Raw genomic sequence first — 19,905 nt, 5'->3', positions numbered from 1 at the left:
CGACCATGGAACGGGTTCAAGGGTTTTGCAACGTCGAGGAGAACGCGATGCCCACAAGTGATCAATGCGCTGTCGTCGTGATCGGCGCCGCCGTTCGCCCGATCGGGCACCTCGCATGAGCCGCACGTACCCGTCGGTTCTCTCGGACGGCGCCATGTCATGAGCGCCGGCCAGTTGCTGTTGTCGATGCCGGAGGTGAATCCGGTGCCGTGGGCGCGTTCACAGATGGCGTTCACCCTGGCGTTTCACATCATCCTGGTTCCGCTGGGTGTCTCGTGGGCGTTCATGACGCTGATCGCCAACTACCGGGCGTTGAAACATGCGGACGCCGACGCGTTGCTGCTTGCGCAACGCTGGTCGAAGTACATGGCGGTCACCTTCGCCGTCGGCGCGGTCACCGGCACGGTACTGAGCTTCGAATTCGGCTTGCTCTGGCCGCGTTTCATGGGTCGATGGGGGGAGGTGTTCGGGGTCCCGTTCGCCTTCGAGGGGCTGTTCTTCTTCACCGAGGCGATCTTCCTGGCCATCTACATCTACGGGTGGCGTCGTCTGAAACCGTGGACCCACTTCTTCACGGGTATTCCGATCGTGCTGACCGGCATCCTCGGCAGCGCGTCCGTCGTCGCCGCGAATGCGTGGATGAACGCGCCGTCGGGATTCACCCTCGACTCGTCCGGTGCCGTCGTCGAGGTCGACCCGCTCGGTGTCATCTTCAACAAGTCGATGCCGCTGCAGTCGGCACACATGATCCTCGCCGCCTACGTCGTCGGCGGCTTCCTGGTCGCATCCGTCTATGCGGTCGGCATGCTGCGGGGGCGGCGAGACCGCTACCACCGCACCGGGTTCCTGATCGCGTTCACGGTGGCGTGTGTGGCGATCGTTCCGCAGATGGCGGTCGGGGACGCGCTCGCTCGGTGGGTGTACAACAATCAGCCCGCGAAGTTCGCGGCGATCGAACTCGTCCCCACCACCTCCAGCGACGTGCCCGAGACCCTGCTCGGCCACCTGAACGAGGACGGCACCGTGTCCGGTGGGATACCGATACCCGGACTGGCATCGTGGCTTTCGGACCCGAGCACCGGCAAGAAGACCGTGGTTCAGGGGTTGGACAGTTTCCCGGAGTCAGAGCGGGTGACGGTCCGGCAGGCGAACATCGTGCACCTGTCGTGGGACGTCATGATCGGACTCGGCACGCTGCTGTTCCTGATCGCTGTCTGGTACGCCGCGTCGTGGGTGTTCCGGCGAGACATGCCGCGCAGCCGATGGTTTCTGCGCATCGCAGCCTGTTGCGGGGTACTCGCCGTGATCACCATGGAAGCCGGCTGGATCGTCACCGAGGTCGGTCGGCAACCGTGGATCGTCTACAACTTCATGAAGGTCGAAGACGCGGCCACCGCCAACACCGGCGTCTGGATCACCTTCATCGCGGTATCCGCGGTCTACCTCGCCCTGGGCGTGACGACGATCCTGGTGCTACGCGGGATGAGCCGACGATTCCGCGACGCGGAGGCCCGCGACGGACCGGGCGACTTCACCGAGGACGACGTGCCGTACGGGCCGAACTCGGAGTCCGCCGAACCGGCGAAGGTGCCGACCGATGAGTGACGCCGTGGCGGTTGTGATGTTCGCCGCGGTCACGGCGTACGCCCTGTTCGGCGGCGCAGACTTCGGCGCCGGGTTCTGGGACCTGGTCGCCGGCGGAGCCCTCCGCGGCGAACGGCCGAGAGCGATGATCGACCGGGCGATCGGTCCGGTGTGGGAGGCCAACCACGTGTGGCTGATCTTCTGTTTCGTGGTTCTGTGGACGGCGTTCCCGACCGCCTATGCGTCGATCACCCTGACCCTCTTCGTGCCGCTCACAGTCGCTGCGCTGGGCATAGTGGCGCGAGGGGCGGGCTTCGCCTTCCGCAAGGCCGTGCTGCGCACCCGAGATCAGCGTCGGTTCGGTGCCGCGTTCGCCTCGTCGTCGGTCCTCGTACCATTCTGTTTCGGAGCCGTCGCGGGGGCGATCGCCGCCGGACGGGTTCCGCCAGGGGGTGAGGCCGGGGACCCCGTCGAGAGCTGGATGAATCCGGTCTCGATCCTCGGTGGTGTGCTCGCCGTGGTCGTTTCGGCCTGGCTGGCCGCTGTGCGTCTGACCTGCGATGCCCATCGCCTGGACGACGAGGAGATGGCGACCTACTTTCGCCGCCGTGCCGTCGGGTCGGCGGTCGTGGCCGGGGTCGTTGCGGCCGCGGGTATTCCGGTTCTCGCCCGCTGGGCGGACCACCTGTTCGACGGACTGACCTCTCGTGCACTGCCGCTCTTGATCGTGTCCGTCGTCGCGGGCGCGGTATCGCTGGTGCTCGTCGGCCGCGGCGACGACCGGTTCGCGCGTGCGACCTCTGCCGTCACCGTCGTCGCCGTGATCCTCGCCTGGGGCGTCGCGCAATGGCCATATCTGTTGCCGGAGTCGACCACCGTGGACGAGGCCGCCGCGCCCAGCGGGACATTGGCTGCGTTGCTGGTGTCCGCGGTGGCGCTGTTGCTGATCGTCGTCCCGTCGCTGATATTGCTGTACGTGCTCGACCAGAAGGATTTGTTGCCCGAGGAAAGCATCGAGGACTGAACCGAATCACTCTCGGGGATCGGTCAATCATGGTTCAGAGTCGGCCAGGAGTACCCATAAATATTGGTGCAGAACATATTTCGTCATATCGGATGGGATCCAGCATGGCGGTTTTGTCGCAACTGTGCGTTTGCCGTTACGCCGAGTAGACGATCAGGGCTATCAACGGCACTGCCAAGAATGTCAAGATCCCGCAGCTGATCTGGGCAACGGCGGATTGTTTCGCATTCAATCCGATCATCGCCGCAAACAGGCCGATCCAGATGTAGGGCGATACAAAGTATCCGGCGAAGCACATGGAGATCCCCAGTACGAGCCCGAGTGCGGTCCACGGTCCGAAATAGTGTCGCAGACTCATGGCGTCCAGAAGAGAATGTCGAACGTGGGGATGATGGACAGAAGGATGCCGACAACTGCGATCGCATGAACCACGGCGAGCGTGGGCGTGATGCCGCGTCGGCGAATCGCAAGTAGTGCGACGCCAAGAACTGTGGTTGAAATGACGCAGACTATGAGCGGATTCGGCAGTGCGCTGAAATCCGTGCGATCCCTTGCCAGGTGAGCCCACACGCCTGATGTGATTCCAGTGAGGGCAATCGTCAAACCCGTCGACAACAACCAGAGCCGGGAATCCCACCGGGTCGAAGGGGCTTTTCTCACGTTCACCTGACGATGACAGTCTGCGGTGGGTTGGATGCAGAACCTGAGTCAGTTCCATCAACGCGAGGCTGGGGTACAACCGCGCGGCTGCCTGGCCCAGCTTTGTTCTCGAAAAGGTCGTCGAAGCCATCAGGCTTCTCGCCGACTAGGTGCTGATCAAGTGTTTCCGGATCCCATCGGTCGATTTCAGCCAAAGTAGTCGTCACAGGGCGCGGTTTCCTCGGAGCCCGCTGGCAGTGTGCTCGTCGACCGACGCGAACGTACTCTTGGCAGCGTCGATCGAAATGCTGATCTCGGTCAGACTTCTCTCGACTGCGGAAACCGAAGACTCCAGGGCCGCGCCCAACGTTCGTATCGCGTAGTTTGACTGGATAGGCCAACTAGCGGTCAATGAACCTATTTCGGCGAGGTGTACGCGAAGTTCAGCCGCGGCGCTTGTGCCTTCGCCAAGGATTCCACTCGAATAGCGTGGCAACGCGTGCACATCCGCCTCGAAGTCGTGATCTGCCCCACAGTTTCTCCCCAGTCCCCAGTGAATTGCTGAGACCGTACCAGGCGGACCCGTGGATGCGTGTGTCAAGTCGCCGGACCAGGGAAGAGGGCGTGGCACACTGCAGTCGTGGCGGGATACAGCATTGAATCCGATGGGTACAGCGCAGAGATTGCGCAAACGGGTGCCGGGTTGCGGGCGGTCCGGTGGGGTGATCGGCTCCTGACCGAGACCTGGGAGATCGAACCCAGTGTCAAACCGCCGTTGTCGGCGGGCCTGGTGTTGTCGCCGTGGCCCAACCGAACCGGCGACGGCACGTTCACCTTCGACGGGGTCACTTATCACCTGCCGATCACGGAAGCGGGCCGCAACAACGCAAACCACGGTTTCGTGCGCATGGTCGATTGGAACATCCTCGATCAGACCGGCTCGTCGGTGACGCTGGGTGTGGCGGTGGGCCAGCATCCGGGGTGGCCGTTCGATCTGCAGTTGACCGCGGACTACACGGTCGGCGCCGACGGGCTGATCGTGACCCACACGGCCACGAACAACGGGGCCAAGACCGCCCCATATGCGTTGGGGCAGCACACGTTTGTTCGCGTCGGGGACGTTGCGACGGACGATTGCTCGCTGCAGCTCGCGGCGCAGAAGTATCAGCCGCTCGACCCGGAACGGCAACTCCCGGCCGGTGACCCGGTGGATGTGACCGGCACCGACTACGATTACCGGACCCCGCAAACGCTTGCCGGTCGATGGCTCGACACCCCGTTCACCGGCATGGTTGACCACAACGGCATCATCACCCACCGGCTGATCGGGACAAATGGCGTCACCGAGCTGTGGACGGACCTCAATTTCGGCTGGGCTCAGGCGTTCACCGCTGATCCCGGACACGAGCAGGCATACCCCGGCCGCGGTCGCGCGGTGGCGATCGAACCGATGACCGCCCCGCCCAACGCGCTGGCCTCGGGAACAGATCTGATCGTGTTGGAACCAGGTCAGGTATGGACCGGCCGCTGGGGTTTGAAGTACCGGGATCGGCCCTGAGATCGGAGTGATCACGCGATGAGAGAAATCGTTGTCTGTGGTGAGGGCCTTGTCGATCTCGTCCCGGCGGGGGAGGGTCCGCTCGCCGCGCTGACGCCGGCGCTCGGTGGTGGCCCCTACAACGTGGCCATCACCCTCGGACGCCTGGGATCGGCGGTGTCGCTGTGTTCACGGTTGTCGACCGACGGTTACGGGGAGGCCCTGACCGGGGCATTGCGGAGCGCCGGGGTGAATCTCTCGCTACTGCAGCGGGGTCCGGAACCGACGACGCTGGCTCTGACCAGTATCGGCGCCGACGGGTCAGCGCAGTACTCGTTCTACCTCGAGGGCACCGCGGATCGACTGGTGGAAGACCCCGGTCAGCTAACCCGAACCGTGGGCGCGCTCGCCTTCGGAACGTTGTCGATGGTGTTGGAACCGGGCGCGAGTACCTATGAGGACCTGTTGCGTCGCAGCCACGCGGAGGGACGGCTGACGCTGCTCGATCCCAACATCCGGGTCGGTGTCATCGACGATCCGGACGGCTACCGCAGCCGTTTCGCCAACTGGCTGCCCGACCTCGACATCGTGAAGGTCTCCGACGACGATGCCGCCTGGCTCGCCGAAGGCCCGTCCGGGACCGGACCGGCGCAATGGCTGAGGGCGGGTGTCGGCGCGGTTGTCATCACGCGCGGCGGCGACGGTCTGACCGCAGTGACACCCGATTTCACAGTGGAGGTCGAGGCCTCGGCAGTGTCGGTGGTCGACACCATCGGCGCAGGGGACACGATCTGCGGCGCCGTGCTGCACTGGCTAAGTCTGCACCGGATGCTCGACCCCGCCCAGGTGCGTAGCATGAGCCGTAATGACTGGTCAGATGCATTGACGTTCGCCGCGAAAGCGGCGGCGGTGACCGTCTCGAGGCCTGGGGCGGACCCTCCATGGGCGGGCGAGCTGTAAAGCGACTAAGTTGTGAACGGGTTGCGCAGCCGGTTCCACCGGTTCGACGACTCTGGATTGAAAGCATCAGTACCGGTCCACAAGATCGGTCAGCCCGTCGAAAAGGGGAAGACCCAGTGTCCGCCGAAACAGTGTCCGCCAATGGAGCCGCAGCGGAGGCAAACGCCACGTTCAGCTATCCCGGCGGAGAGATCAAGCTTCCTATCGTCAAAGCTACCGAGGGCAGTGATGGAGTCGGGTTGGGCAAGTTCCTTGCCGACACCGGGCTCACCACCTTCGACGGCGGATTCGTCAACACCGCGTCGACGAAGTCCGCGATCACCTACATCGATGGCGATGCCGGAATCCTGCGTTACCGCGGCTATCCGATCGAGCAGCTCGCAAAGGGTTCGAGCTTCCTGGAGGTCAGCTACCTGCTGATCAACGGTGAGCTCCCGACGCCGACCGAGCTCGATGACTTCACGAACAAGATCAGCCGGCACACCCTGCTGCACGAAGACCTCAAGCGCTTCTTCGACGGCTTCCCGCGCAACGCGCACCCGATGCCCGTCCTGTCGAGCGCTGTCAACGCCCTGAGCGCGTACTACCAGGATTCGCTCGACCCGAAGGATCCCGAGCAGGTCGAACTCTCGACGATCCGTCTGTTGGCCAAGTTGCCGACCATCGCGGCCTACGCGTACAAGAAGTCGACGGGTCAGCCGTTCCTGTACCCGGACAACTCGCTGAACCTGGTCGAGAACTTCCTGCGGATGACCTTCGGTTTCCCGGCTGAGCCCTACGTGGTCAACCCGGACATCGTCAAGGCCCTCGACATGCTGTTCATCCTGCACGCCGATCACGAGCAGAACTGTTCGACGTCGACAGTCCGCCTCGTCGGTTCGTCGCAGGCCAACCTCTTCACGTCGATCTCCGGCGGCATCAACGCGCTGTGGGGCCCGCTCCACGGTGGCGCCAACCAAGCCGTCCTCGAGATGCTCGACGAGATCAAAGAGTCCGGTGGCGACACCAAGGCCTTCATGAACAAGGTCAAGAACAAAGAAGACGGCGTCAAGCTCATGGGCTTCGGGCACCGCGTCTACAAGAACTACGATCCGCGCGCCGCGATCGTCAAGGAGACCGCGGATCAGATCCTCGAACTCCTCGGCGTCAACGACGACCTGCTGGACATCGCCAAGGGTCTCGAAGAGGTTGCCCTGTCGGACGATTACTTCATCTCCCGCAAGCTGTACCCGAACGTGGACTTCTACACGGGCCTGATCTACCGTGCAATGGGCTTCCCGACGCGGATGTTCACCGTGCTGTTCGCCCTGGGCCGCCTGCCCGGCTGGATCGCGCACTGGCGTGAGATGAACGCCGACCCGACCGGAAAGATCGGCCGCCCGCGGCAGATCTACACCGGATACACCGAACGTGACTACCTGAAGATGGATCAGCGCTGAGACATGAGTAAACCTGAGATCGCAATTCCGGAAGGCCCTGCGCCCACCGAACTGGTGAGCACCGATGTGACGATCGGAGACGGCCCCGAAGCCGTCGCCGGTGGTGTTGTCGATGTGCATTACGTGGGCGTCGAGTTCGAGACCGGTGAAGAGTTCGATTCGTCGTGGAACCGCGGTCAGTCCGCGAACTTCCCGCTCGATCGGCTGATCCCCGGCTGGCAAGAAGGCATTCCGGGCATGAAGGTCGGCGGACGTCGTCAGCTGGTCGTCCCGCCGCTGCTGGCATACGGCCCCGAGGGCGCCGGTCACCGGTTGTCGGGCAAGACCCTGATTTTTGTGATCGATCTCCTGGGTGTCAGCTAACCGCCACTCACAGTTCTCCGGAAAACCCTGCACGATTCATGTGCAGGGTTTTCTCTTGTCTTCAGTGATGCAAACGCCTGCATCTGCGGGGAACTCCTGCGCGATTTCCCGTCACCGGAGATAGGTTGACAGCGTGATCGCACAGCCCTTCATTTATGAGATCAACACGTGGCCGTGGTTGGCGGAACTCGGAACCGACCTCGCCGGCGTTCCTGACGACGTCTGGGATTCGATCGCCGATCTGGGTTTCGACGCGGTGTGGTTGATGGGGGTGTGGCGGCGCAGTCCCGCCGGCATCGCACGCGCCCTGGACGAGCCGGCAGTGGCTCAGAGCTTCCAGGATGTGCTGCCGGACTTCACCGTCGACGACGTCGCCGGATCCGCTTACTGCATCCGGGACTACCAGGTGGACGAGCGCCTCGGCGGCACTGTAGGTCTGGTTGCCGCGCGCAAATCCCTGGCAGAGCGCGGGCTGTCACTCATTCTCGACTTCGTCCCGAACCACGTCGCACCCGATCATCCGTGGATCCGCAGCAATCCCGAGTACTTCATCACCGGCAGTGTCGACGACCTGCGTGACGATCCGGAGTCGTTTGTCGAGATCGGCGGTACGGTCTTCGCCAACGGTCGGGACCCGTACTTCCCGGCATGGCGTGATGTGGTGCAGCTCAACACCTTTTCACCCGCACTCAGGAATCAGGTCGCTCAGACCCTGCTGTCGATCGCGGAGCAATGTGATGGCGTCCGCTGCGATATGGCGATGCTCCCACTCGACGACGTCGTCACCCGTACGTGGGGTGAGCGTGCGGGCAACCCACCCGCCGACGGATACTGGCCGACGGCCATCGCCGCGGTGCGGCGGGTCCACCCTGACTTTGTCTTCATCGCCGAGGCCTACTGGGACCTCGAATCACGGCTCCAGGAGCAGGGGTTCGACTACTGCTACGACAAGCGTCTCTATGATTCCTATGCCGGGCACGAGGGTGCCGACGCCGTTCGTGCGCGACTGAGCGCTGACACCGACCACCAGCGCGGTCTGATCAGATTCCTGGAGAACCATGACGAACCGCGCGCGGCATCAACCTTCGGAGCCGACGAACACAAAGCCGTGGCGGTGGCGACCCTGACCGGCCTCGGGGCAAAATTGATCTACGACGGGCAACTCTCCGGCGCTGTCCGGCGGGTACCGGTGCATCTCGGTCGCGGTCCGGTGGAAGAAGTCGACAAGGATCTCGCCGAGTTCTATCTCAGTGTGCTGGGGTCGCTGAGAGATCCCGTGTGGCGTACCGGTGACTGGGCGCCCTGCGACATCACCGGATGGGAGGGCAACACCACGTCCGGCAGTCTGCTGGCCTGGACCCGCCGTGGTGAGAGCCGGTGGCTGGTTGTGGTCAACCTCAGCGATTCGACGGCGTCCGGCACGGTGGCCACGCACTGGGATGATCTGCGAGGCAGTCGGTTCCGGCTGGTCGACACCACCCGGGACCTCGATTTCCTGCGCAGCGGCGATGATGTGTGCGATGGAATGTTCATTGAGCTCGATCCGTGGTTGTGGCATCTCTTCCGGATCGACGAGACCGAGACAACAACCGAGGAGCGTGTGTGATGGAGAATCGTCAGCAGCCACCGAGCGGCACGCGTGAACACGATCGGCTGGCGGAGGCCACCGGCCGCCTCGAAGACGGTCTGCATGACGCCAATCCGTGGTATCAGTGGGGTCCGTATCTGTCGGAAAGGGCCTGGGGCACGGTCCGGGAAGACTACAGCGACGACGGCGATGCCTGGTCGTACTTCCCGCACGACCACGCCCGGTCGCGGGCATACCGATGGAACGAAGACGGCATGGCCGGAATCTCGGACATCGGCCACGACTTCTGTCTGGCATTGGCTTTGTGGAACGGCGCCGATCCGATCCTCAAGGAGCGGATGTTCGGCCTGACCGGACCGCAGGGCAACCACGGCGAAGACGTCAAGGACTACTGGTGGTATCTGCAGGGGTTACCGAGTCATGCACTGCTGCAATGGCGTTACCACTACCCGCAGGCCGAGTTCCCCTATCAGGATCTGATCGACGAGAACGCCCGGCGGGGACGTGACGATTTCGAATACGAGTTGCTCGACACCGGGATCTTCGACGACAACCGATTCTGGATTGTCGATGTCACCTACGCCAAGGCGAGCGCCACCGACCTGTTGATGCGGATCGACGTCACCAACAACGGACCCGACGACCAGACCATCGACGTGATGCCGACGGGTTGGTTCCGGAACACCTGGAGCGCAGACGGCAACGGTGACCTGCCGGATCTGGCGATGCAGGACGGTGCGGTGGTGCTCGAGCATCACCGGCTCGGTGGTTATCGGTTGCAGGCGGCGGTCGCCGGCGACGGCACCCAGCCGCAGGTGCTCTTCTGCAACAACGAGACCAATGTTCCGAAGATCTTTGGCGGCGAGCCGATCACGCCCTACCCCAAGGACGGGATCAACGATCACGTGGTCTCCGGTGCGGCCACGGTGAATCCAGACGAGCGGGGTACCAAGGTGGCGTGGCGGTACCGGTTGTCGGTTCCGGCGGGCCAGACCGTCCAGCTTCGACTGCGTCTCGCCGATGCCGAATCAGCACTATTCGAAGATGGTTGGGCCGGTGCATTTTTCGATCAGATCATGGTCGATCGGCAGCGCGACGCCGACGAGTTCTACACTGCGCTGGCGCCGGCCGACATCGAACCCGAGCGTATGCGCATCCTCACCCAGGCCAGTGCCGGTCTGATCTGGAGTAAGCAGATGTACTCCTACGACGTGACCCGGTGGCTCGACGGGGATCCTGCGCAGCCGTCACCTCCGCCAGGCCATCGCGCCGGCCGCAACACGGGTTGGCGCCACGTCGATGCCAACGACATCCTCGCGATGCCCGACCCCTGGGAGTACCCGTGGTTTGCGGCCTGGGACCTGGCATTCCATGCGGTCCCGTGGGCGCATCTGGATCCGGCCTTTGCGAAGTACCAACTCGTGGTGCTGCTCCGGGAGTGGTTCCTGCACCCCAACGGTGCTCTGCCGGCCTACGAATGGAGTTTCGACGACATCAACCCGCCGGTCCACGCCCTGGCGGCGCTCCGGGTGTTCATGATCGACGGCGGCAAAGATGTGCAGTTCCTCGAACGTGTCTTCCAGAAGCTGTTGCTCAACTTCACGTGGTGGCTCAACCGGCAAGATCCGGAAGGCAACAACATCTTCGGGGGCGGATTCCTCGGCCTGGACAACATCAGTCCGGTCGACCGGTCCCATCTGCCGCCCGGCAGCACACTGGAGCAGTCGGACGGCACCGGCTGGATGGCGTATTACTCGAGTGCGATGCTGGAGATCGCCCAGCGTCTGGCCGACTTCGAACCGGTCTACGAGGACATGGTCACCAAGTTCCTCGAGCAGTTCGCGTTGATCGGCGAGGCGCTCGAGCGGTCCGGTCTGTACAACCAGCAGGACGGCTTCTTCTACGACCGGTACACCGACGCCACCGGCCGCAGTTCGGCCATCAAGGTGAAGTCGCTGGTGGGGGTGATCCCGGCGCTCGCCGCGGCGACGGTTTCGATCGATGACGCCGGCCGGGCCCAACGTCTCCGCAAACGCTTTCAGCGCCGTTTCCGGGATGTGGACCAACGAAACCGTCGATCGTGGCGGATTCGGTCGGATGAGGCGGGGAACACCACGGTCCTGCTGTCGGTGCTCAGCGTCGATCAATTGCGCAGACTCCTCGGTTCGGTCTTCGCAGAGGACGAGTTGCTGTCGCCGTATGGTCTGCGGTCGCTGTCGAAGGAATACACCGTGCCCTACGAACTGCCGAATGAGGCGGGCGCGATCATCGACTACGAGCCCGCCGAATCGCGCACCGCGATGTACGGCGGTAATTCGAACTGGCGTGGACCCGTGTGGTTCCCGGTCAACTACCTGGCGATCCGCGCGCTGGTGCAGTACGGGATGTTCTTCGGGGAGGAAACCAGGATCGCGTTTCCGACCGGGACCGACACCGAACGCACCTTCTTCGAGATCGCCCAAGAGATGTCGGAACGTCTCATCGCCATCTGGCTGCCCGACTCCGATGGCCGCCGGCCGGTCTACGGCGGCATGGAGATCTTCCAAACCGATCCGGCGTGGAAAGACAACCTGCAGTTCCACGAGTATTTCCACGGCGACAACGGCGCCGGTCTCGGTGCCACCCATCAGACCGGTTGGACTGCTCTGGTGATCGACCTTCTGGTGAATCCGCCGGGCGCTTCCAGCGACTGACCCTCATCCGGCAGTCGTGCCCTTCTGGCTGTTGGTCGTGCCGTACCGATGGCCGGCGGTGACATCTTCGCGTCGAGATTGGCACGATGGTGTGATGAGCGAACAACCGATTGTGTTGTGGCTGCGTCGTGACCTGCGCCTGAGCGACCTGCCACCTCTGTTGGCGGCCGAAGGGCGCCGGGTCTTGGTGTGCTTTGTCGTCGACCCGACTCTCGAGGCATCGTCGGGGGGTCGTCGCTTGTCGTTTCTCTACGATTCGCTGCGAGATGTCCACGATCAGCTCGACGGGTCGTTGCTGGTGGTCCGTGGCGTGGCCGAGAAGGTGATCCCAGAGATTGCCCGGGCGATCGACGCGGAGGCAGTCCACATCAGCGCCGACTACGCGCCCTACGGCATGCGGCGGGACAAGAAGGTCCGAAAGGCGTTGGGTGACATCCCGTTGTGTGCGGAAGGATCGCCGTACGCGGTGGCACCGGGACGGGTGTTGAAGGGCGATGGTGAGCCCTACCGGGTGTTCACCCCGTATTTCCGCCGGTGGCGTGAGCACGGCTGGCGAGCGCCGGCCGATACCGGTGTCGGAAGTGCAACCTGGATCGACCCGAACGACGTCTCCGGAGTGCGGGGGATCAAGATTCCGAAAGCCAAGGCCGACTTGGACTTACCTGCCGGCGAACGGGCAGCGTATGAACGCTTTGCGGACTTCATCGCCGCTGACGCCCGGGACTACAGCACCCATCGCGACCGACCAGACCTGGCTTCGACCAGCCGGATGTCGGCGTATCTCAAGTTCGGCAACATCCATCCGCGTGCGTTGCTGGCCGAACTCGAGAAGCATGAAGGCGAAGGCCGCGCCGCGTACATTCGGGAGCTGGCTTTCCGTGACTTCTACGCCGACGTCCTGCACCAGCGCCCCGACAGCAATTGGTGGAATCTCAACAAGAAATTCGATGCGATGGAACATGATTCGGGCGACGACGCCGATGCGGACTTCGCCGCGTGGCGGGAGGGCAGAACCGGTTTCCCGATCGTCGATGCCGGAATGAGGCAACTTCGTGACAGTGGGTTCATGCACAACCGGGTGCGGATGATCGTCGGATCGTTCTTGGTGAAGGATCTCCATCTCCCGTGGCAACGCGGCGCCGGCTGGTTTCTCGACCAGCTCGTCGACGGTGACATGGCCAGCAACCAGCACGGCTGGCAGTGGGTGGCAGGTACCGGTACGGACGCCGCGCCGTATTTTCGGGTGTTCAATCCGACGACTCAGGGCAAGAAGTTCGACCCGTCCGGCGACTATGTGCGGCGCTGGGTTCCGGAACTGCGGGGTATCAGCGGATCTGCGGTGCACGAGCCGGGCGCGCTGCGTCCAGACGACTACCCGGAGCCGATCGTCGACCACAAACAGCAGCGCCAAGTGGCACTCGACCGTTACAAAGCCCTCTCCTGACGGCCGCCGACCGTGCCCATCGAACCGTCGACCGTGCGGATCGAATCGCCGAGCGTGCTGAAACTGATTGCGCACGTGCAGTTTCGGCACGCTCAACGGCGATAATGGCACGCTCGACGGCGACAAGGGCACGCTCGACGGTGGGGTGGCGGCAGCCGGACTACCGCGCTTTCCACTCCGGTGGGCGTCGACCGAAGAACGCCTCGACACCTTCTCGCATGTCCTCCGAAGCGATGATGACGTCCTTCGCGCGTTCGGTGGCCTGCCACCCCGCGACATCGGCGTTTTCGGTTTGCTCTGCCAGCGCCGCGAGGGTCGCCCGCACCGCGACCGGCCCGGATTGGTTGATGTCATCGGCCAGAACCAGCGCATCGGCCAGGGCATGTCCGGGTTCGCTGACGACGTTGACCAGCCCGAGGTCATGTGCGCGCTGAGCGGTCAGGCCGGTCCCGGTGATCAGCAGCTGTGTGGCGATGTTCGGTGGGAGGGCCCTGGTCACCCGGAACAGTGCGCCCGACGTCGCGACCAACCCTCGACGGCTTTCCGGCAGCGCCATCTTCGCGGTGGTCGATGCGACGATGAGGTCGCACGCGAGCGCGATCTCCAGACCGCCACCCAGGCACGGACCTTCGACCGCGGCGATCAGTGGTTTGACCCGTTTGCGCCTGATCACACCGTATTCGCCGCCGCGGTCGGTGTAGGCGCCGACGCCCTCACGCAGATCGGTGCCGGCGCAGAAGACGTTGGGAGTGCCGGTGATGATCCCCGTCCACAGCTCGTCTTCGTCGTCGAGACGGTCGAGAGCAGCGCTGATACCCACCGCCATCTCGACATTGATCGCGTTGCGCTTCTCTTCTCGCTCGAGGTGAACGATGAGGATTCGGCCCTGCACTTCTTCGCGGATCGGCATGAACTGAACGTATCAATCCGAAGCGTCCGGACACGCTCGAGAAGGTCGGTCGTGTCAGATGGCCCTTTTCAGGTCGGGGTTCTCGGCGTAGACCTCTTCGATGAGTGACATGTCGAAGATCTGGTCGGCGGTGATGTCGTAGCCGGCTTTGGCCAGCGCCTCGATGTTGAGGTCGATCAGGGCCGGGGTCATCGTCAGCAGGCCGTTCGCCTTGGTCTCGTCGGAGACGATCAGCAGGTTCTGTGCCTGCGCTTCGAGGGTTTGCTCGCCGACTTCGAGTCCGAGGTCCTTGCCGTACTTGGTGACGGCCAGTTCGGCTGATTTGGCCGGGTCGGCGACGGCGTCGTACCAGCCCTGGATGTCGGCTTTGAGGAAGGCCTTGAGCTTGTCCCGTTCGTTGTCGATCGTTTCCTGGCGCACCACAAGCGTTTCGGCGACCAGCGGCAGGTTGAAGTCGGCGAACAGGAAGTTGGCGTTCGGGAACCCGCCCTCTGCCAAGGTGATCGGTTCGTTGGTCACATAGGACACCCAGCCGTCGACCTCGCCGGTGGTCAGCGGTGTCGGATCGTATTGGACGGTGATCTTCTGGACATCGGAGTCGGTCATCCCGTTGGCGGTGAGGAGTGCCTTGAAGACGTTTTCGTTGGAGGCCTGCACGCCGATCTTCTTGCCCTTCATCTCTTGCGGCGACAGAATCGGCGTTCCCTCGCCGGACACGATGCAGAAGGGGTTCTTCTGGAAGGTGGCGGCGATGGTCTTGAGAGCGGCACCCTGCAGGATGACCGGAGCGGTCAGCTGCGGCGCCGTCATACCGATCCAGACCTTGTTGGCTGTCAGACCGGTCTCGACACCGGTACCGGGCCCGCCGCCGGTGATGAGTTCGGGTGTCCCGAGTCCGCCGGCCTCGTAGTAGCCGTTCTCGATGGCGAAGTACTCACCGGCGAACTCGATGTTCTTCTGCCACGACAACTGCACCTTCGGGTTGGTGGTGCTGCTTCCGCTGGAGTCGCTGCTACCCGAGCTACAAGCGGCCAGCACGCTGGCGCTACCCACGGCTCCACCGGCGATGAGGGAATACCGAAGAAACGATCGGCGGTCGAACGTGTAGGCCATGTGTTGACTCCTTGGTTGTGATTGCTCGCCGCTGACGTTAGGCCGGTTCGGTTTCCGCGGTATTTCGGGTGCGAATTAGATTGTTACAACAGGGCTTTGCTCGAATCGGTCAGGTGGGCTTGGTGCCCATCTGTGCGAGGACGAGCTTTTCGGCAACACCGACAAAGGCGTACACGACGATCGATGCGACGGTGATGACCAGGACGGATGCCCACAGCTCGTTGTAGGCCGCCGCCGGTAAGGCCTGCTGCAGCGTTGCGCCGAGACCCTTGTTGGTGCCCAACCACTCCGCGACGGTGGCGCCGATCATGGCGCCCGGAACCGAGACCTTTGCCGCGGCAAACAATGCCGGCACCGCCGATGGCAGCGATGCCATCCGCATCGCGGTCCAGCGGGTGCCGCCGTAGGCGACGATCACGTCGTTGATCTGCCGCGGTGCGTTGGCCAGTCCGGTCATGATCATCACCAGCGCGGGGAAGAACACCACGATGCCGCCCATCACCGCGACCACTGCCACACCCCGACCGACCACCAGCGTGATCAATGGGGTCATCGCCACCAGCGGCACCGACCGCAGCAGCATCGCGATGGGCATGAATGTCTGGGCCACCGGCCGGAACATCACGAACAAGGCCGCTGCGATGATCGCCGCGCTCATCCCGCAGACGAAGCCGATTCCGGCGTCTTTCAACGTGATCCACAGGTTGTCCATGATCTCGCCGCGATCGGCAGCCGAGGTCGGTTCGGTGAACAGATAGTGGAAGACATCCACCGGGGTCTTGCCGATGATGGGCCCGATGTCGGGGAATGCCAGCAGGAACAGCCACCAGATCACCAATATCAGGATGAACGAGATCACCAGCGAGCCGACGAATTTCGCTATCTCCCAGGTGATGGCCTTGGCATTGCCCGAGCGCGCCCGGGCGGCGGCCTCGGCCGGGACCGGTGCAGTCGGCGGGGCTGTTGTGGTGGCGGTCATTTGCTGCCTGCCGTTCCGGTGCTGTAGCGGGTGACGTACACCGAGATGACAGCGACGATGGCGTAGCCGATGCCGGCCACCGCACCGGTGAGCAGGGCGATCGCCCACACCGCAGGGATGTCGCCGGCCTGCTGGGAGATGATCAGCGCCGGGCCCGCGCCCTTCTCGGGCATGGCCAGGAACTCGCCGAGCACCGCGCCGAGGACTGCTGCCGGGGCGGCGATCTTCAATGCGGCAAAGGTGGACGGTAACGCTGACACGATCCGCACCCGGATCAGCTGTGAGATCGCGCCGCCGCCATACACTTTGACCAGATCAAGGCTGGCCTGGTGCGGTGATCGCAGCCCGGACAGGGTGCCGATCATGGTCGTGAAGAACACTGAGATGGCTGCCAGGAACACGATCATAGTCTGTACCTCGGCGAATGCGACCTGGATGATCGGTGCCACCGCGATGATCGGTGTGCAGTAGCTGATGATCGCCAGTTGTGTTGCCACGCCCTCGATCAGCGGGATGACGACCACGAGCAGAGCCAGACCGATAGCCAGCACATTGCCCCAGAAGAATCCGCGCAACGACAGTTCGATGGTCGGACCGAAGTTGTTGGCGTAGTATTCCCAGCCCTTGTCATGGATCGTCTCGACCACGGCCCACGGCGTGGGTATGGTGCCTTTGAACCATTCGAAATGCCCGGCCATCGACCACAGGAGCAGCACGGCGAGGATGCCGATTGCTCCTGCACCCCAACGTTTTCCGGCGATCTGTGCGCGACCGCCCAGCCTGGCCCCCACGGAAGGCCGGTCAGCGGTGAGGGTACTCACGCCACCCCCGCCGATCCCTTGCTGCCGAACAGGAGACCGCTGAGGTGATCGTGGAGTGCGTGGAACTCGGGTGTCCTCATCATGTCGGGCACGCGGGGACGGGGCAGGTCGATCGTCACGGTTTCCAGAATCGTTCCCGGACGCGGGCTCATCACGGCAACCACATCGGAGAGGAAGACGGCCTCGCCGATGCCATGGGTGACCATCAGCGTGGTTGCCGGCTTCTCGGTCCAGATCCGGAGGAGTTCGATGTTCAGGCGTTGCCTGGTCATGTCGTCGAGGGCGCCGAACGGTTCGTCCAGGAGCAGCGCCGTCGGCTTGACGACGAGCGCGCGCGCGATGGACACGCGCTGACGCATACCACCGGACAACGTCGCAGGTTTCGCCTTCTCGAAACCTTTGAGTCCGACGAGTTCGATGAGGTCGGTGATGGCTTCGGAGTCGACGGGCATACCCGCGACCTGCAGAGGCAGTTTGATGTTCGCTTCCACACTGCGCCAGGGCAACAGGGCGGAGTCCTGGAAGGCGATACCGAGTTCGTGCTGCGACTGCAACTCCTTGGGCGACCGCCCGTTCATCAGTGCGGTGCCGGAGGTGGATTCCTCGAGTCCGGCGAGTATCCGGAGCACCGTCGATTTGCCGCAACCGGACGGGCCCAGCAATGAGAGGAACGCACCCTCGGAGGTCTGCAGGTCGACGTCGTGGAGTGCGGTCACCGATGATCCACCGCGTATGCCGCTGGTCTTGAACTCCTTGGTCAGACCCGAGATGTTGATCCCGGTCCCCAGTGGACGGCGTTTGGTGGCTACAGACGGTGCTGCGTCTGTTTCTGTTACTCCCGTGGGGTCAGCAGGGCTCATGCAGGGGGACGTTAGGCCGCTGCGGTTTCTTCTGGATTACACAGGCGTTACTGCGAGTTGGAGATGCCGATGTGTGGAGACGAGGTCGAGCAGCGCTATCGGGAACTCTCGATCAGTGACCACTGGTGCAGCTCGCGCGCGGTGAACTCGTTCGACGTGATCGCACCGAAGGCCGCGGCTTCTCGCACGAACCGTTCCGGCGCGTCGGGGAGCGCATCAGGACCGTCGAGCCGGAAGCAACTCGGTGCCAGCGGGCCGAAGAGGAGGGCCCGGCGCAGGCCGGGCCAGTTGTCCAGTAGAGGTTCGACACCCGCTGCTCGCGCAAACGTCACAGCGGCCAGGTTCATCCGGGTTTTCTGGGGCAGGCCGCGCCGCGCCCGGTAGGCCGCGACCGCCCGCCTCTGTTCGGCTTCGGCAACCGGCGGAATGACTCCGCCCCACGTGTACGCCAACCATCGGGCCTGCAGTTCCAGCGGGACGAAGAGTCCGCCGGATTGGTCCCACATACCCATGAAGGCCAGGCCCGGGAGGTCGGGATGGAAGGTGTACCGGTCACTGTCCAGATGCAGGTTGTCGATGTCGAGCGTGGTGCGGATGTCCTCGTCCAGGAACGGGATGTCGAGGTCGAAGCCGGTGCCGAACACCAGGCCGTCGAATACGTCCAACGGTCCGTCGCCGAACGACACCGCCGCGCCGCTGATCGATTCGATCCACGGTCGCACGGTGATCCGGCCTTCTGCCACCAGCGGTAGGAACTGCTGGTTGAGGGTGACCCCGGCCGCGAAGATCGACGGGTTCGGCACCGGGGCACCGTATTGCTCCGGGCTGCCACCGGCCTCGACCACCATCTCCTTCAGCTGCCGATCGATCTCGGCAGGGTCGAGCGTGTCATCGGCGAGGACGCCGTAGCGCGTGAACATCCGATGGTCAGAGGGAACGCCGGCGGCGAACTTCGGCAGCACGTACCGCTGCCGCCGTTGGGTGAGCACCACCCGGTCGGCGCCCAGTTGTGCGAGTTCGGCAGCTATCTCGAGCGCACTGATTGCGCAGCCGGCCACCAGAACTCGGCGGCCTTGGTACGCGGCCGCGCCCCGGTAGTCATAGGACGAGATGACGCCTGCCGGGCCGTCGAATGTGTCGAGACCCGGCACGGCGGGAATCGCCGGCTTCTGGAAACGACCGCTGGCCACCACAACCCGGTCGAATCGCTCGGTGGTGCCGGTGTGGCCCACCAGCCACCCGTCGCCGTCGCGGCTGACCAAGTCGACCCGGGTGCCGAATCGGGTGCGTGTGATGAGATCGAACATCTCGGCGTATCTGTGCAAGTAGGCTCGGATTTCCTGGAATGGCAGGAACACCCGGTCGGTGACGTGTTCGAGGTCGCTGAACGCTGTCAGGACACGACTGGTGTTGGTGTACATGGTCGGCCAGATGCCGCTGTGCGCGGTGAGGCCGGTCCATTGCCCGCCGACCATCGGTCCCTGTTCGAAGATCGTCGGGTCGAATCCCTGCGCGAGCAGCCACCGCGCGGCCACCAGCCCACCCGGCCCGGCACCGATCACCGCAACGCTTTGCGTCATCGGCGAAGTGTGACACGACAAGTCACGACGGACCCTGAGATCGTCGCGATCTGGGGTGGCAGATAGCAATATGCCGGCGGCGGGTGATCTCGGGGACGATCTCAGGGGGTGGGCCACCGATGGCTCGCCGTGCGTCCGATAGGTATGAAGTTTGGTGTTTTCAGCTTGGCTGAGCTACGGCAATTGGGACTCGACGACTGGGATGTTCGCAAGCGAGTCCGGGAAGGATCGCTGATTCGGCTACGTCCCGGCTGGTATGCGACGCCGAGCGCGGATGCCGCTGTGGTGGAAGCCGTCCGAAAGGGCGGAGCACTCGGTTGTGTATCAGCGTTGCGTCGTCACGGACTCTGGGTACCCCCTGGCTACGACGG

General features: G+C 63.8%; 17 protein-coding genes and 1 pseudogene. 10 read left to right on the top strand and 8 right to left on the bottom strand.

Features of this window, described 5'->3' with window-relative positions:
- The first annotated feature begins 159 nt into the window (after positions 1 to 159).
- Positions 160 to 1,605 (top strand): cytochrome ubiquinol oxidase subunit I, encoded by a 1,446-nt coding sequence (locus VIQ49_RS19930; RefSeq protein WP_331887854.1) that lies wholly within the window; start codon positions 160 to 162, stop codon positions 1,603 to 1,605.
- A complete protein-coding gene (locus VIQ49_RS19925) occupies positions 1,598 to 2,608 on the top strand; it encodes a cytochrome d ubiquinol oxidase subunit II (protein ID WP_331887852.1) in 1,011 nt (336 codons plus the stop codon). The genes VIQ49_RS19930 and VIQ49_RS19925 overlap by 8 nt, the downstream gene beginning before the upstream one ends.
- 136 nt (positions 2,609 to 2,744) lie before the next feature.
- Here VIQ49_RS19925 and VIQ49_RS19920 read toward each other — a convergent pair whose 3' ends face one another.
- Together VIQ49_RS19920 and VIQ49_RS19915 are read right to left on the bottom strand one after the other, a co-directional pair.
- Positions 2,745 to 2,966, bottom strand: coding sequence for a hypothetical protein (locus VIQ49_RS19920; protein WP_331887850.1), 222 nt, complete (start codon positions 2,964 to 2,966; stop codon positions 2,745 to 2,747).
- Positions 2,963 to 3,211 (bottom strand): hypothetical protein, encoded by a 249-nt coding sequence (locus VIQ49_RS19915; RefSeq protein ID WP_331887848.1) that lies wholly within the window; start codon positions 3,209 to 3,211, stop codon positions 2,963 to 2,965. Before VIQ49_RS19915 ends, VIQ49_RS19920 begins: the two co-directional genes overlap by 4 nt.
- A 676-nt stretch (positions 3,212 to 3,887) precedes the next feature.
- On the opposite strand from VIQ49_RS19915, the gene VIQ49_RS19910 reads away from it, so the two are divergent.
- The 7 genes from VIQ49_RS19910 to VIQ49_RS19880 all read left to right on the top strand — a co-directional run bounded on the left by VIQ49_RS19910 (position 3,888) and on the right by VIQ49_RS19880 (position 13,271).
- Positions 3,888 to 4,805, top strand: a complete 918-nt coding sequence (locus VIQ49_RS19910; protein WP_331887846.1) for an aldose 1-epimerase family protein — start codon at positions 3,888 to 3,890, stop codon at positions 4,803 to 4,805.
- An 18-nt stretch (positions 4,806 to 4,823) separates the two neighbouring features.
- On the top strand, positions 4,824 to 5,744 hold the full coding sequence (locus VIQ49_RS19905; RefSeq protein ID WP_331887844.1) for a carbohydrate kinase: 921 nt from the start codon (positions 4,824 to 4,826) through the stop codon (positions 5,742 to 5,744).
- A 116-nt stretch (positions 5,745 to 5,860) separates the two neighbouring features.
- Positions 5,861 to 7,183 (top strand): citrate synthase, encoded by a 1,323-nt coding sequence (locus tag VIQ49_RS19900; protein WP_331887842.1) that lies wholly within the window; start codon positions 5,861 to 5,863, stop codon positions 7,181 to 7,183.
- Between the two features lie 3 nt (positions 7,184 to 7,186).
- A complete protein-coding gene (locus VIQ49_RS19895) occupies positions 7,187 to 7,546 on the top strand; it encodes an FKBP-type peptidyl-prolyl cis-trans isomerase (RefSeq protein WP_331887840.1) in 360 nt (119 codons plus the stop codon).
- Between the two features lie 133 nt (positions 7,547 to 7,679).
- Positions 7,680 to 9,152, top strand: a complete 1,473-nt coding sequence (locus tag VIQ49_RS19890; protein WP_331887838.1) for an alpha-amylase family glycosyl hydrolase — start codon at positions 7,680 to 7,682, stop codon at positions 9,150 to 9,152.
- The gene (locus VIQ49_RS19885; protein ID WP_331887923.1) at positions 9,152 to 11,827 is read left to right on the top strand and encodes an MGH1-like glycoside hydrolase domain-containing protein; all 2,676 of its coding nucleotides are present in this window, start codon (positions 9,152 to 9,154) and stop codon (positions 11,825 to 11,827) included. The genes VIQ49_RS19890 and VIQ49_RS19885 overlap by 1 nt, the downstream gene beginning before the upstream one ends.
- Before the next feature lie 94 nt (positions 11,828 to 11,921).
- Positions 11,922 to 13,271 carry a deoxyribodipyrimidine photo-lyase gene (locus VIQ49_RS19880; protein ID WP_331887836.1) on the top strand — a complete coding sequence of 450 codons (1,350 nt, stop codon included), beginning with the start codon at positions 11,922 to 11,924 and terminating at the stop codon, positions 13,269 to 13,271.
- Between the two features lie 160 nt (positions 13,272 to 13,431).
- Here the strand turns inward: VIQ49_RS19880 and VIQ49_RS19875 are convergent, their stop codons facing one another.
- The 6 genes from VIQ49_RS19875 to VIQ49_RS19850 all read right to left on the bottom strand — a co-directional run bounded on the left by VIQ49_RS19875 (position 13,432) and on the right by VIQ49_RS19850 (position 19,534).
- Positions 13,432 to 14,181, bottom strand: coding sequence for an enoyl-CoA hydratase-related protein (locus tag VIQ49_RS19875; protein WP_331887834.1), 750 nt, complete (start codon positions 14,179 to 14,181; stop codon positions 13,432 to 13,434).
- Positions 14,182 to 14,235: 54 nt separating this feature from the next.
- Positions 14,236 to 15,294 carry an ABC transporter substrate-binding protein gene (locus tag VIQ49_RS19870; protein WP_331887832.1) on the bottom strand — a complete coding sequence of 353 codons (1,059 nt, stop codon included), beginning with the start codon at positions 15,292 to 15,294 and terminating at the stop codon, positions 14,236 to 14,238.
- Positions 15,295 to 15,403: 109 nt separating this feature from the next.
- Complete coding sequence (locus VIQ49_RS19865) at positions 15,404 to 16,273, bottom strand: ABC transporter permease (protein ID WP_331887830.1); 870 nt, start codon at positions 16,271 to 16,273, stop codon at positions 15,404 to 15,406.
- On the bottom strand, positions 16,270 to 16,971 hold the full coding sequence (locus tag VIQ49_RS19860; RefSeq protein WP_331887921.1) for an ABC transporter permease: 702 nt from the start codon (positions 16,969 to 16,971) through the stop codon (positions 16,270 to 16,272). The genes VIQ49_RS19865 and VIQ49_RS19860 overlap by 4 nt, the downstream gene beginning before the upstream one ends.
- 119 nt (positions 16,972 to 17,090) lie before the next feature.
- Positions 17,091 to 17,954 (bottom strand): ABC transporter ATP-binding protein, encoded by an 864-nt coding sequence (locus VIQ49_RS19855; RefSeq protein WP_331887828.1) that lies wholly within the window; start codon positions 17,952 to 17,954, stop codon positions 17,091 to 17,093.
- 95 nt (positions 17,955 to 18,049) lie between these two features.
- Positions 18,050 to 19,534, bottom strand: a complete 1,485-nt coding sequence (locus VIQ49_RS19850; RefSeq protein WP_331887826.1) for a flavin-containing monooxygenase — start codon at positions 19,532 to 19,534, stop codon at positions 18,050 to 18,052.
- A gap of 165 nt (positions 19,535 to 19,699) precedes the next feature.
- Between VIQ49_RS19850 and VIQ49_RS19845 the strand changes: the two are divergent.
- A pseudogene (locus VIQ49_RS19845) lies at positions 19,700 to 19,905 on the top strand (type IV toxin-antitoxin system AbiEi family antitoxin domain-containing protein); the annotation flags it as partial.

Origin of the sequence: Williamsia sp., assembly GCF_036566845.1 — a bacterium.
Taxonomy (GTDB): Bacteria; Actinomycetota; Actinomycetes; order Mycobacteriales; family Mycobacteriaceae; genus Williamsia.
The sequence above is the reverse complement of the archived record's forward strand: the minus strand, read 5'-3'. Positions and strand labels throughout refer to the sequence as shown.

What these genes read in the sequence shown, in the direction of transcription:
- VIQ49_RS19925 (WP_331887852.1), top strand. Translation starts at nt 1,598, where the DNA reads ATGAGTGACGCCGTGGCGGTTGTGATGTTCGCCGCGGTCACGGCGTAC.
- VIQ49_RS19920 (WP_331887850.1), bottom strand. Translation starts at nt 2,966, where the DNA reads ATGAGTCTGCGACACTATTTCGGACCGTGGACCGCACTCGGGCTCGTA.
- VIQ49_RS19865 (WP_331887830.1), bottom strand. Translation starts at nt 16,273, where the DNA reads ATGACCGCCACCACAACAGCCCCGCCGACTGCACCGGTCCCGGCCGAG.
- VIQ49_RS19880 (WP_331887836.1), top strand. Translation starts at nt 11,922, where the DNA reads ATGAGCGAACAACCGATTGTGTTGTGGCTGCGTCGTGACCTGCGCCTG.
- VIQ49_RS19850 (WP_331887826.1), bottom strand. Translation starts at nt 19,534, where the DNA reads ATGACGCAAAGCGTTGCGGTGATCGGTGCCGGGCCGGGTGGGCTGGTG.
- VIQ49_RS19905 (WP_331887844.1), top strand. Translation starts at nt 4,824, where the DNA reads ATGAGAGAAATCGTTGTCTGTGGTGAGGGCCTTGTCGATCTCGTCCCG.
- VIQ49_RS19885 (WP_331887923.1), top strand. Translation starts at nt 9,152, where the DNA reads ATGGAGAATCGTCAGCAGCCACCGAGCGGCACGCGTGAACACGATCGG.
- VIQ49_RS19870 (WP_331887832.1), bottom strand. Translation starts at nt 15,294, where the DNA reads ATGGCCTACACGTTCGACCGCCGATCGTTTCTTCGGTATTCCCTCATC.
- VIQ49_RS19860 (WP_331887921.1), bottom strand. Translation starts at nt 16,971, where the DNA reads ATGGCCGGGCATTTCGAATGGTTCAAAGGCACCATACCCACGCCGTGG.
- VIQ49_RS19875 (WP_331887834.1), bottom strand. Translation starts at nt 14,181, where the DNA reads ATGCCGATCCGCGAAGAAGTGCAGGGCCGAATCCTCATCGTTCACCTC.
- VIQ49_RS19930 (WP_331887854.1), top strand. Translation starts at nt 160, where the DNA reads ATGAGCGCCGGCCAGTTGCTGTTGTCGATGCCGGAGGTGAATCCGGTG.
- VIQ49_RS19895 (WP_331887840.1), top strand. Translation starts at nt 7,187, where the DNA reads ATGAGTAAACCTGAGATCGCAATTCCGGAAGGCCCTGCGCCCACCGAA.
- VIQ49_RS19855 (WP_331887828.1), bottom strand. Translation starts at nt 17,954, where the DNA reads ATGAGCCCTGCTGACCCCACGGGAGTAACAGAAACAGACGCAGCACCG.